General features: G+C 61.5%; 12 protein-coding genes. 1 reads left to right on the forward strand and 11 read right to left on the reverse strand.

All coding sequences use genetic code 11. The annotated features are described in order from the left end of the window. Positions 1 to 657: 657 nt before the first annotated feature. The 11 genes from WBQ77_RS05710 to ccrA form a co-directional block, all read right to left on the reverse strand. The gene (locus WBQ77_RS05710; protein WP_424059318.1) at positions 658 to 1,245 is read right to left on the reverse strand and encodes a hypothetical protein; all 588 of its coding nucleotides are present in this window, start codon (positions 1,243 to 1,245) and stop codon (positions 658 to 660) included. Positions 1,246 to 1,318: 73 nt separating this feature from the next. Further along, positions 1,319 to 2,197, reverse strand: coding sequence for a 3-hydroxybutyryl-CoA dehydrogenase (locus WBQ77_RS05715; protein WP_424041726.1), 879 nt, complete (start codon positions 2,195 to 2,197; stop codon positions 1,319 to 1,321). An 88-nt stretch (positions 2,198 to 2,285) separates the two neighbouring features. Then, on the reverse strand, positions 2,286 to 3,236 hold the full coding sequence (locus WBQ77_RS05720; protein ID WP_424041725.1) for an electron transfer flavoprotein subunit alpha/FixB family protein: 951 nt from the start codon (positions 3,234 to 3,236) through the stop codon (positions 2,286 to 2,288). Further along, positions 3,236 to 3,985, reverse strand: coding sequence for an electron transfer flavoprotein subunit beta/FixA family protein (locus tag WBQ77_RS05725; protein ID WP_424041730.1), 750 nt, complete (start codon positions 3,983 to 3,985; stop codon positions 3,236 to 3,238). The genes WBQ77_RS05720 and WBQ77_RS05725 overlap by 1 nt, the downstream gene beginning before the upstream one ends. 140 nt (positions 3,986 to 4,125) lie before the next feature. After that, complete coding sequence (locus WBQ77_RS05730; RefSeq protein WP_424041724.1) at positions 4,126 to 4,839, reverse strand: rhomboid family intramembrane serine protease; 714 nt, start codon at positions 4,837 to 4,839, stop codon at positions 4,126 to 4,128. Between the two features lie 16 nt (positions 4,840 to 4,855). Then, entirely contained in the window at positions 4,856 to 5,434 is a 579-nt protein-coding gene (locus WBQ77_RS05735) for a cob(I)yrinic acid a,c-diamide adenosyltransferase (protein WP_424041723.1), read from the reverse strand. Positions 5,435 to 5,522: 88 nt separating this feature from the next. Next, a complete protein-coding gene (locus WBQ77_RS05740) occupies positions 5,523 to 5,720 on the reverse strand; it encodes a twin transmembrane helix small protein (protein WP_424041722.1) in 198 nt (65 codons plus the stop codon). 68 nt (positions 5,721 to 5,788) lie between these two features. After that, positions 5,789 to 6,616 carry an SDR family oxidoreductase gene (locus WBQ77_RS05745; RefSeq protein ID WP_424059320.1) on the reverse strand — a complete coding sequence of 276 codons (828 nt, stop codon included), beginning with the start codon at positions 6,614 to 6,616 and terminating at the stop codon, positions 5,789 to 5,791. Between the two features lie 10 nt (positions 6,617 to 6,626). Further along, the gene (locus WBQ77_RS05750; RefSeq protein WP_424041718.1) at positions 6,627 to 7,142 is read right to left on the reverse strand and encodes a TspO/MBR family protein; all 516 of its coding nucleotides are present in this window, start codon (positions 7,140 to 7,142) and stop codon (positions 6,627 to 6,629) included. Further along, positions 7,139 to 8,788, reverse strand: a complete 1,650-nt coding sequence (locus WBQ77_RS05755; protein WP_424041716.1) for an acyl-CoA dehydrogenase family protein — start codon at positions 8,786 to 8,788, stop codon at positions 7,139 to 7,141. Before WBQ77_RS05755 ends, WBQ77_RS05750 begins: the two co-directional genes overlap by 4 nt. 350 nt (positions 8,789 to 9,138) lie before the next feature. Beyond that, positions 9,139 to 10,455, reverse strand: coding sequence for a crotonyl-CoA carboxylase/reductase (gene ccrA, locus WBQ77_RS05760; protein WP_424041715.1), 1,317 nt, complete (start codon positions 10,453 to 10,455; stop codon positions 9,139 to 9,141). A gap of 384 nt (positions 10,456 to 10,839) precedes the next feature. Here ccrA and WBQ77_RS05765 point away from each other — a divergent pair. Then, the coding region (locus tag WBQ77_RS05765; protein WP_424059322.1) for a methylmalonyl-CoA mutase family protein at positions 10,840 to 12,280 on the forward strand (1,441 nt) is incomplete at its 3' end.

Raw genomic sequence — 12,280 nt, forward strand, 5'->3', positions numbered from 1 at the left:
GAACCGAAACTGATCGGGCCATTCATTGAGCATTCACGTGGGAGATGGGCATTACGAGCGGAGAATTGCCCGCCACCTTTTGCGCCCCAACGCTTGCCGGAAGGGGCCAGCGCACGTAAGAAGCAGCGATGCAAAAGATGGCTCTTATGGCGTTCCCTACGGCAATGGCGCTGAGTTTTGGCGCGCCGGACCCCGCTGCCGCTGAAGCGCAGACTGGCTCCCATGGGTGGAGCAGCTACCCAGACCGCGCGCCTCGAGCTCAGCTGGGACAAGAGCGCGCAACGCGGGCCACCGAAGCGCCCGACCTGCGCCCGTCCGCGCCGAAGCTTCGCACCGCGCGCGCCTCGGACAAGTCCACTTTGCCGGCACGCATGACCCAGAACGATAGGCCGGATGGCGCGCGCTCGCCTGCAACGGCAAGCCCACATGCGACGGACCCGAATACGCCGCGGCAGTCTCTGTCGCGATCGGCACAGAAGAACTTGCGTGCGCCTCTACTGTCGGCGGGGCCCGACGGCAGGACCGCGATGACAGTGCCTCATAGAGCCAAACCAGCCCAGGCGCCGCGCATGGATGCCGCTACCGACACCAGAACAAGCCGCGCCAGCTTCGAAGATTGGCTCTTCGGGCGCTAGCGTCTTGGCTGGGCCGTTCGGGCTAGCGCTCGTTGACGATGAAAGTGTCGAAGGTGAATGTGGCGGGCGCGTCGTCCGGCGAAATGCCGTAAAGACCTACCGCGCCGCCGTCCTTGGGACGCTTCACCTTGAAACGCCGAACCTCCGTCGCATTGACGGAGAGGGTCGCGTCTTTCGGTTGCAGAGTCAGTTCTAGGCTGTTCACCGCACCGGCGCCCGTCTTAAGCGCGCCCGCTTCCTGGGTGAATAGCGTTTTAGACTTGCCGTCCGACATACGCCGCACCTCAATCCAGCCGTCGGCCCAGACGAAGACGGAGTAGTAGTTCTTCCAATCCTGCCACCAGAACACGAGACCTGCAGGACTGTCGGCTACGTTCGGTGCTTCGGCGACGCTCACATCAACACAGATCGCGGCGCCCGCCGTCTTCGTCTCAAGATTGACGACCCCGCCGGAGCCCTTGATGACGAGCGCACCATCGTCGACGAGAATGCTGTCGTCGGCGGCTCCCCAGGACACATCGAGAAATTCGAAGTCGTCTTCATAAAGAGCATTTTCAGGATCGCAGGCGGCGAGCGCGCCTTGGTTCGCAACCAGCAAACCGAAAGCCACCAATAGGCCGACCAAAGGTGAAGAAGATGACCTAATCGCTTCACTCCCAAGAAAGACAGGACAGCGCCACACCCTAGCGTGTCGGCATCGGCTCGTCGCCACGATAGTCGTAGAAACCGCGATTGGTCTTTCGTCCCAGCCAACCAGCTTCGACATATTTCACGAGTAACGGGCACGGCCGGTATTTAGAATCGGCGAGCCCCTCATACAGGACCTGCATGATCGACAAGCAAGTGTCGAGCCCGATGAAGTCGGCAAGCTGCAACGGCCCCATCGGATGGTTCGCACCAAGCCGCATGGCCGTGTCGATCGCGTCCACGGAACCGACGCCCTCGTAGAGCGTGTAGACCGCCTCGTTGATCATCGGCAGCAGAATGCGGTTGACCATGAAGGCCGGAAAATCTTCTGACACCGCCATGGTCTTGCCCAGCGAGGCCACAAGTTCCTTGGCGCGCGCAAATGTCGCATCGTCCGTAGCGATGCCGCGGATCATCTCGACCAACTCCATGACCGGAACCGGGTTCATGAAATGCATGCCGATGAAGCGTTCAGGGCGGTCCGTGGTGGCGGCGAGGCGCGTGATGGAAATGGAGGACGTGTTCGTGGCGAGAATCGCGTCGGGCTTCAGGAACGGGCAGACCGCGACGAAAATCTTGCGCTTGACCGTTTCGTCTTCGGTGGCCGCCTCGACCATAAGGTCCACGTCCGAGAAGGCCTCGTATGTCTCCGCGAACGAGATCCTGCCAAGAGCCTGATCCTTGGTTTCTTCGCTGATCTTTCCCTTGGAAACCTGGCGCGTCAGGTTTTTGTCGATGGCCTCGATTGCCACATCGAACGCGTCCTTGGAAATGTCGTTGATGGCTACATCGTAGCCGCCCAGCGCGACCACATGCGCGATGCCACGCCCCATCTGGCCCGCGCCAACGACGCCCACTTTACGAATAGGCTCCACTCTACGCTCCTACTTTGAAACCGGGCCGGCAACAAACCGATCCGAGCATCGTTCTTTGCCATGTACGACACGCTACCACGGTGCGTGCCTAGTCTCCGTAGCCTGCTTTTTTTAATTCGTCATTGAGCTCGGGCAAAACTTCGAACAAATCGCCGACGAGAGCATAGTCCGCGACCTGGATAATCGGGGCTTCGGCATCCTTGTTGATCGCAACGATCACCTTGGAGTCCTTCATGCCCGCGAGATGCTGAATGGCGCCCGAGATACCGACGGCGACATAGAGCTCAGGGGCGACCACCTTGCCCGTCTGTCCAACCTGGTAGTCGTTGGGCATATAGCCGGAATCCACCGCCGCACGGGAGGCGCCGATGGCGGCCCCAAGCCGATCTGCGACCGGCGCGATGAGCTTCTCAAAATTCTCGCCGGACTCCATGCCGCGGCCGCCGGAGATAACTACGCGCGCCGCGGTCAGTTCTGGCCGCTCGCTCTCGGTAATCTCCGCGCCAACAAAACTGGAAGACGGCACCTCGTCGCCCGCACCAACGGTTTCGACGTTCGCCGAACCGCCCTCGCCCGTCGCGGCGAAAGCCGTAGTGCGCACCGTGGCGACCACGATCTTGTCCGAGGTCTGGACGGTTTCGAGCGCGTTACCCGCATAGATGGGCCGCACGAACGTATCGGGCGATTTCACTTCGACGATATCTGAGATCTGCCCGACATCGAGCAGCGCGGCAACGCGCGGCAGCACGTTCTTGCCTGTCGTCGTCGCCGGCGCCAACAGGACCGTGTAATTCGCCATGAGGGGCAAGATCGTCGCGGTCATATCCTCGGCGAGCTGGTGAGCTAACTGCGGCGCATCAGCCAGCAAGACCTTACCGACACCGTCGAGCTTGGCGGCCTCGTCGGCCACGGCCTGGCAGGCTTGGCCGGCCACCAGGATATTCACGTCGCCGCCGAACGCCCGCGCAGCAGTCAGCGCCTTGGCGGTCGTCGGCGCGAGGTCCTTATTGTCGTGCTCTGCCAGCAGCAGGACGGCCATTACAGAACCCCCGCTTCGTTTTTGAGTTTGTCTACAAGGGTCGCGACATCGTCGACCCTGATACCGGCTTCGCGGGCCTTGGGCTCTTCAACGCTGAGCACCTTCAGCCGCGGCGCGATATCGACACCCAACGTCTCGGGCGTCATCTCGTCAATCGGCTTCTTCTTCGCCTTCATGATGTTTGGTAGTGAGGCATAGCGCGGCTCGTTCAGCCGCAAATCCGTGGTGATCACGGCGGGCTTGGTGAGTGCGACAGTCTCAAGGCCCCCATCGACCTCGCGCGTCACCTTCACGCTGTCGCCATCGAGTTCGACCTTCGAGGCGAACGTGCCTTGAGGTACGTCCAAGAGGCCGGCCAGCATCTGCCCGGTCTGATTGCTGTCGTCGTCGATCGCCTGCTTGCCGAGGATGATGAGATCAGGCTTCTCGTTCTCGACGACGGCCTTCAGAACCTTGGCCACTGCCAGCGGCTCCACGGTCTCGTCGGTCTTGACCAGAATGGCGCGATCCGCACCCATGGCAAGCGCCGTCCGCAGCGTATCCTGAGACTTCGCGCCGCCGATCGAAACGGCCACGACTTCGGTCGAATCGCCCCGTTCCTTGATGCGGACCGCTTCCTCGACGGCGATCTCGCAGAAAGGATTCATCGACATTTTCACGTTGGCCAGGTCGACGCCGCTTCCGTCGGACTTCACCCGGATCTTCACGTTATAGTCAATGACGCGTTTGATAGGTACTAGGATTTTCATGTGGTTCTTTGTGGTCCCCGACAGGGTTTGACCTGCCCCCAAGCCAATATCTCGCACGTGCGAAATGGCGGCGACCGTAAAGCCCGAAATGACCCAAGTCAATGGTAGCCCTGGGCTTGCGAACTGCGCCGTCGTAACGCTTACGCACCGCCTCTCGTGCGGTCGAAAAGGACCACACCGCGGCGGCGCATGAAGAGTATCAGGAAGCCTCCGGCGACCAGGCCGCCGAGATGCGCCCACCACGCGACGGCCTCCTCGCTCGCGAAGAAGAGATTGGCCACTTGGGCCAGGATCCATATGCCCAGCGCCCAGGCCGCGGTGACGCGGATGGGAATTCGCCAGAGCGCCAGGACCCAAACCTTCACCCTGGGATGTAGGATCAGGTAGGCGGAAATGACCCCGGCCACGGCGCCCGAGGCACCGATCAGCGGCAGGTCTGAACGGGGAAGCATGTAGATGTGCGAGAGCGCAGCAAAGATGCCGCACATCAGATAGAACATGACGAAGCGCACATGCCCCATCGCGTCCTCGATATTGTCGCCGAACACCCACAGAAACAGCATGTTTCCGATCAGGTGGATCCACCCGCCATGCAGAAACATATAGGAGACGAGCGTGAGCCGCTCCGGCACCAGCATGGCCCCAGATGCGAGAAACGCCGTATCGCCGCCCGCATTCGCCAGAAGCTGAGCGGGGACGACCGCAAAGGCCGTCAGATCCTCGTCCTCACGCGGAATGAACCAGCCGGTCTGTAGGATCGCATACGCTGCCACATTGAGCGCGATGAGCGCCACCGTCACATAGGGATAGTTTATCTTCTTGAGAGGGTTGGTGTCGTGAAGGGGGACGAACACGCGCGCGACCTCGGCTTCAGCGGTTTTGACCAGGCACCCACAACACGTCGGAAGCGCCCTTGTCGTTTGCGTAGCGAGCCGCGACGAATAGGAAGTCCGACAGCCGGTTGATATAGCCGACCGCTTGCGTGCTGACCGGTTCGTCGGGACGAGACGCAAGCGCAACGACCAAACGCTCCGCACGGCGGCAGACGGTGCGGGCCAGGTGCAGGTGCGCAGCGGCAGGCGTACCGCCAGGCAAGACGAACGAGCGGAGCGGGTCGAGCACGTCATTCATCTCGTCGATCTCGGCTTCGAGGCGTTTGATCTGCGCATCGCTCACCCTGAGCGCCGCCTCACCTTTTTTCATTTCCTCAGGGAAACAGAGGTCAGCGCCGAGATCGAAGAGGTCGTTCTGAATCCGCGACAGCATCGCATCGAGTGCCGGAGCGGACGCGCCAGTACCAAGCCGCGCGAGCCCGATGGTCGCGTTGGTCTCGTCGACGGTGCCATAGGCTTCCACGCGCAGATCGTACTTCGCGACACGATCGCCCGTACCGAGCGCCGTCGTACCGTCATCGCCAGTTCGCGTATAAATCTTGTTGAGCTTGACCATTGTGCCCCGGCATCAGGGCCCGCCGAACGCAAACCCCCCTGTGTAAAAACCAGCGTAGCCCTGCCCAAGAAGGGGTCAACCTCGCATTTCAGGGACGCGTTCCAGCTAGATAGGCAATCGCCATGGCAACGAGAAGGGCGACGAGCTGCAAAATCACGCGCGCGCGCATCAATTTCTGGCTGAGATTGGGATTTCCGCCCCGGAGCATGTTGAACAGACCGAAGACCAGAACGATTGCGACGAGCGCCACGGCAAACGGCAAAATCCAGCGAAGTACGTATTCCAAAAAGGCCTCCCGGCGCGCCCGCTCTTGGGGGCTGTGATCGGGCGCCAACTGGCGCCAAGCCAACAACTTTAGTTCTTCGCCGCGACAAAATCGAGCGCACGGGCGGGCAATACGCGCCTTAAAAAGGCGCCGGTATAGGTCGGGACGGTCACATAATAGCGCGTCTTCGGCCGCTTCGCCTCAAGGGCATGGACGAGCTTCCTGCAAACCGCGTCCGGCTCCAGCTTGAACGCCATCTGCCCGCCGTCTTCCATCTTCGCAAGCCGCACCCGGTAGATGTCGCAGTGGGCAGAGTTCTCCATATCGACATTGCGCTTGTAATGCTTGATGGCGGTTTCGACAAAGCGTGTGGCGATAGGGCCGGGCTCGATAATGGAGACGTCGATCCCGGACCCTTTCAGCTCGATACGGAGCGCATCGCTCAAGGCTTCAACTGCGAATTTCGATGCGGCATACACACCGCGATAGGGCGCGGCCACAAGACCCAGCACCGAGGAACATTGGACGATACGGCCATGCCCTTGGGCCCGCATCGCTGGAATCACACGACACGTAAGGTCGTGCCAGCCAATGACATTGGTCTCGAACTGGGTCCGCACCGCATGCACGGGTACATCCTCAACTGCGCCGGCCTGCCCATAGGCACCGTTGTTGAAGAGCGCGGAGAGCGCCCCGCCCGTTGCCGCCAACACATGACTGGCCGTCGCGGCAATCGAGTCCGGCTCAGTGTAATCGAGATAAAGGCTTTCGACGCCGACCTCGTCCTTGAGACGGGCGAGGTCTTCGCGCGCGCGCGCCGTGGCGAACACGCGCCAGCCGCGATCCCTCAAGACCGTCGCTGCCGCAAGCCCTATACCGGAAGAGCATCCGGTGATGAGGATAGAACGCTGTACCAAGCCGTCTCCCTTATGTGGAGCCTGCAACGGAATTCAGCGCCCACAAAGCAAAATTCAGCCCCGTCGCAAATCCAACCCACAGAAGATAGGGGACGAGCAGGAGAGCAGCCGCGCGGCTGACCCGATCGAAGAACACCATTGTCAGGACGATGGCGACAAGGAGCCAAAGAATCACGGCGAGGCCGGCAATCGGGCTGTGCATCGCGAAGAAGGCGAACGACCAGGTCACGTTCAGGACGAGTTGGATGGCAAACCAAGTCAGCGCGGTCCTCTTGTCGCCCTCGTCCGAAGGGCTCCGCCAGACCAGCCAGGCCGATACCGCCATCATCGCGAACAGGATCGTCCACACGATGGGGAACATGCTATTGGGCGGGTTGAAACCCGGCTTCTCCAGCGTCGCGTACCACGCGAGATTGGGCTGCGTGAATGCGCTCCCGATCAACGACGCACCGAAACAGACGATCAATGCAACGCCAAGCCCGATCAACGACCGCTTGGAGGTGACGGGCTCGGCCGCCCTACTCATTGCTCGAGCAGACGCCGGGCGATAACGTGAGCCTGGATTTCAGCCGCGCCCTCGAAGATCGACAGGATGCGCGCATCGCATAGAACCCGGCTGACCGTGTATTCGAGCGCGAAACCATTGCCGCCGTGGATCTGCAGCGCATTATCGGCGGCGGCCCAGGCCACGCGCGCGGCCAAGAGCTTGGCCATGCCCGCTTCCAGGTCGCAGCGCTGGCCGGCGTCCTTCTTGCGCGCCGAGTAATAAGTAAGCTGGCGGGTGAACAGAATCTCCGCCGCCATCATGGCGAGCTTATCGGCCACGCGCGGGAAGTTGATGATCGGCTTCCCGAACTGGTTGCGCTCCATGCCGTAACGTAGACCGATATCGAGCGCCGACTGCGCGACGCCCACGGCCCGCGCCGCCGTCTGGATGCGCGCCGCCTCGAATGTCTGCATCAACTGTTTGAAGCCTTGGCCCTCGACGCCGCCAAGAAGATTGGCCGCCGGCACTTCGAAGTTGTCGAAGGAAATGTCGAATTCCTTCATGCCGCGATAGCCGAGCACTTCGATCTCGCCACCGGACATGCCGGCCGCCGGAAACGGGTTGTCGTCGGTTCCGCGCGGCTTCGGCGCCAGGAACATGGACAGGCCGCGATAGCCCTTCTCGTTGGGGTCCGTGCGCGCCAGCACAGTCATCACATCGGCCCGAGCCGCATGGGTGATCCAAGTCTTCTGACCGGTGATCTTGTAGACGTCCCCGTCCTTGACCGCACGCGTCGTCAGCGAGGCGAGGTCGGAACCCGTGTTCGGCTCGGTAAAAACGGCCGTGGGCAGCGTTTCGCCGCTCGCAATCTTCGGCAGCCATTCCTCTTTCTGAGCGTCTGTGCCGCCATTCTCGATCAGCTCCTCGGCGATCTCCGACCGAGTGCCCAGCGAGCCCACGCCGATATAGCCGCGGGAGAGTTCTTCGGAGACCACGCACATGGCCTCCTTGCCGAGGCCGAGGCCGCCATATTCTTCCGGCAGTGTCAATGAGAACACTCCGAGTTCGGCCATCTTATTGACCAGCTCGAGCGGGATGTATTCGTCCTTGAGGTGCCATTCCTGCGCATACGGCACCACTTCGGCTTCAGAGAAACGCCGCATCTCATTGCGGATCTCTTCGTAGGTTTCGTCCAGTCCGGGGTCGCCGAAATTAGCCACAGCCGCAGCTTGCGCAGCTTGAATCAGCGTCGCGGCACGGGCGCGCATATCCGGCGTCACGCCCTGGATCAGCGCAAGCACGTTATCGGTCAGGAAGGCGACTTTCGCCGAGTCGGAAACGCCGAGCTCATGCAAACGCACGATTTCGCCCTGGCTCATGACGACGCCGCCGGCAAGCTGGGCCAGATATTCGCCCACGACGATCTGGGTCAGCAGCCCCTCGAACTCGCCGAAACGCCTCTCCTCGGAGGACCGCTTGGCATAATCGGCCATCTGGCGGATTCCCTCGACGTAGGTCGTGATCCAGGCAAGGCCGTGGGCGACATGCTGCTCACGCTCAAGCGCGGCATTGTCGATCTTGCCGCCCGGGGCGAGCTTAGCCTTCACGGCCTCGGTGGCCGCGACATTCAGGGTTCCTGCGGCCTCGGCGGCGGCATCCAGGAGGGGGAGCAAACGGGCGGTCATGGTCTCGGTGGCGTTCAACGTCTGATTCCTCAAAAGACTAACAATATCAGATTTCCAACAACGAACCCCGACCGGCGGCGGGAGTCAAATCCCAGGTAAGGTCCTGAGCGCGCGCTTAGCCCGTTGCGAAGCCTTGGACGGCCTCACGCAGCCTACTCTGGCGATTTGGCGCGGCATGACAGGCGCTAATCCCAACAATCAGACATCCTTGATTACGAGCCAAAGGCTCGATTGGATCAACAGGAGAGCGCGGCGGCAAACGTGCAAACGCCCCGGACGTTACCGTCCGGGGCGTGCAATGGACTGTCAAAGCAGCCGAACTCGAAAGAAATCAGAGCCCGGATCAATCTCTAAGACTTGCCGTGCATCTCCTCGCTCGCCTCGATCACGTCGTCAAAGGTCCGAAGACCCGTGACCGGCGCGCTCACCAGCACCGACATGTTGCCAGGGCGATGCTCGTTGTTCCACATACGCATATGCGCCTTCGGGATTTGCTCCCAGGGGAACACTTCGGACATGCACGGATCAACATGACGCTCGATGACGAGCTTATTCGCCATGCTGGCCTGCTGCAGATGCGCAAAGTGCGAGCCCTGAACACGCTTCTGATGCATCCACACATAGCGCGCATCCATGGTCAGGTTGTAGCCGGTGGTACCGGCGCAGAAGACGACCATGCCGCCGCGCTTCACGACAAAGGTGGAGACCGGGAAGGTCGCCTCGCCGGGATGCTCAAACACGCAGTCCACGTTCACGCCTTTGCCGGTGAATTCCCAAATGGCCTTGCCGAACTTGCGGCATTCCTTGGCCCAGGCGTCGTATTCGGGCGTCCCCACTTTCGGCAGCGGCCCCCAGCAATTGAAGTCCTTACGATTGATCACACCCCTGGCGCCAAGCGACATAACGAAGTCCCGCTTGTCGTCTTCGGACACGACGCCGATGGCGTTGGCGCCGGCTGTCGCGCAGAGCTGAATAGCCATTGAGCCGAGGCCGCCCGAGGCGCCCCAGACCAGGACATTATGTCCGGGCTTCAACGTGTGCGGACGGTGGCCGAACAGCATACGGTATGAAGTGGCCAGCGTCAGCGTGTAGCACGCCGCCTCTTCCCAAGTCAGATGCTGTGGCCGCGGCAGAAGCTGACGATCCTGCACGCGCGCGAACTGAGCAAACGACCCGTCGGGCGTCTCGTAGCCCCAGATACGCTGAGACGTAGAGAACATCGGATCGCCGCCGTTACACTCTTCGTCGTCGCCATCGTCCTGGTTGCAGTGGATGACGACTTCGTCGCCGACCTTCCAGCGCTTCACCTTGGAGCCGACAGCCCACACTATGCCCGACGCATCCGAACCGGCCACGTGGATCGGGTTCTTATGAACGTTGAACATCGAAACGGGTGTGCCGAGCGAGGCCCAAACGCCGTTGTAGTTGACGCCGGCCGCCATCACGAGGACGAGCACATCATGGGAGTCCAGCTCCCAGGTCGGCACCACCTCGACTTGCATGGCCTCATCCGGAGGACCTTCGCGATCTTGCCGGATAGCCCACGCATACATGTTTTTCGGCACATGGCCGAGAGGCGGAATCTCACCGATCTCATAAAGATCTTTGATTTCGCCGCGCGGTGCTGGCGCATCCGCTGAAACTTCACCTATCGACATCTCATTCATCCGGTTGTCCCCCCAGTCCTCTATCTATTCGGGGCGCTTTTCGCATTAGCGAGAATTGTCTTCGATCCATCTCGCGACTGCAACATATTTGCGGGCCGCAGCCTTCGCTGCCTGCCCGCGGTGAAAGCGCCGGGGCTCTCTTGGAAATGCCCAAATTTTGGCAGGGTTGCCTCAATCGGTCAGGAGGGTTAGCAAAAAGAATCGCTTCTTGCCAGAGGAAGATCGTTCAAAACGATCACCACATCCTACCATCCGGCAGCGTTTTTGGGGCTTTCAGGAGCCCTCAAGGGCTATTTACCGCCCTCGCCAACGGCGTATTGCCCGTAACCGCCGGGCATGCTTCGATGCACTGCACACGAACAGGGGACGATTTCAGCAAGAGCTATGAGCGGCAAGACAGACAGCGATAAGCCCATGCGCGACAGACCTTGGATGTTCCGCACCTATGCCGGCCATTCAACGGCACAGGCTTCGAACGAACTTTATCGGAAGAACCTGGCCAAGGGGCAGACGGGCCTGTCCATCGCCTTCGATCTGCCGACCCAGACGGGCTACGACTCCGATTCTCAGCTGGCCCGCGGCGAAGTAGGAAAGGTCGGCGTGCCCGTGTCCCATCTCGGCGACATGCGCACCCTGCTCGATGGCATCCCGCTTGGCGAGATGAACACCTCGATGACGATCAACGCGCCCGCGGCTTGGATGCTGTCGCTCTATGTCTCCCTCGCGGACGAGCAGGGCACGGACCGGACCAAGCTGACCGGCACGACGCAGAACGACATCATCAAGGAGTATCTCTCGCGCGGCACTTATGTGTTCCCGCCGGACCCCTCCTTGCGGCTCATCAAGGACGTGATCGTGTTCACGAACCGGGAAGTGCCGAAATGGAACCCGACCAATGTGTGCTCCTACCATCTGCAGGAGGCGGGCGCGACGCCGGCGCAGGAGCTCGCCTTCGCGCTGGCCACGGCGCAGGCGGTGCTTGACCGCGTCAAAGAGTCGGGCGAGGTCCCCGAGGAGAGATTTCCAAGGGTCGTTGCGGCCATCAGCTTCTTCGTGAATGCGGGCGTCCGCTTCGTCACCGAGATTTCGAAGATGCGAGCGTTCGTGGACCTGTGGGACGAGATCGCCCGGGATCGCTACGGCGTCGAGGACCCCAAGCTGCGCCGCTTCCGCTATGGCGTCCAGGTGAATTCGCTCGGTCTCACCGAGCCGCAGCCCGAAAACAACGTGTACCGCATTCTTCTGTCGATGCTTGCGGTGACCCTGTCGAAGAAGGCACGCGCCCGTGCCGTCCAGTTGCCCGCGTGGAACGAGGCGCTCGGCCTGCCGCGCCCCTGGGACCAGCAATGGTCGCTCCGGCTGCAGCAGATCGTGGCCTACGAGACCGACCTTCTCGAGTACCAGGATATCTTTGACGGGTCTGCCGTGATCGACCGGAAGGTCGAGGAATTGAAGCAACTGGCCCGCGCGGAACTTGCCAAGCTCGACGCTATGGGCGGGGCCGTGGCGAGCATCGATTATATGAAAGAGTCCCTGATCGCCTCCAACGCGGCGCGGGTGGCCGATATCGAGCGGGGCGACCAGGTCCTGGTGGGTGTGAACGCCTATACCGAGACCGAGCCCTCGCCGCTCGACTCCGGAGTCGACGGCATTCTGACCGTCCCCGAATCGGTCGAGCTCGAGCAGATCGCCGCGCTCCAGGCCTGGCGCCAGAACCGTGACAACGACGCGGCGAACCAAGCCTTGAAGGAACTGAAGGAGGCCGCGTCCGAGGACCGCAACATCATGCCGCCGTCGATCGCGGCCGCGAAGGCCGGTGTTACCA

The sequence above is a fragment of the Methyloceanibacter sp. genome, assembly GCF_049590335.1.
Taxonomy (GTDB): domain Bacteria; phylum Pseudomonadota; class Alphaproteobacteria; order Rhizobiales; family Methyloligellaceae; genus Methyloceanibacter.

Bases quoted from the DNA above. Each gene is read 5' to 3' on its own strand.
- WBQ77_RS05720 (WP_424041725.1), bottom strand. From the start codon at position 3,236: ATGGCCGTCCTGCTGCTGGCAGAGCACGACAATAAGGACCTCGCGCCG.
- WBQ77_RS05725 (WP_424041730.1), bottom strand. From the start codon at position 3,985: ATGAAAATCCTAGTACCTATCAAACGCGTCATTGACTATAACGTGAAG.
- WBQ77_RS05735 (WP_424041723.1), bottom strand. From the start codon at position 5,434: ATGGTCAAGCTCAACAAGATTTATACGCGAACTGGCGATGACGGTACG.
- WBQ77_RS05750 (WP_424041718.1), bottom strand. From the start codon at position 7,142: ATGAGTAGGGCGGCCGAGCCCGTCACCTCCAAGCGGTCGTTGATCGGG.
- WBQ77_RS05755 (WP_424041716.1), bottom strand. From the start codon at position 8,788: ATGACCGCCCGTTTGCTCCCCCTCCTGGATGCCGCCGCCGAGGCCGCA.
- ccrA (WP_424041715.1), bottom strand. From the start codon at position 10,455: ATGAATGAGATGTCGATAGGTGAAGTTTCAGCGGATGCGCCAGCACCG.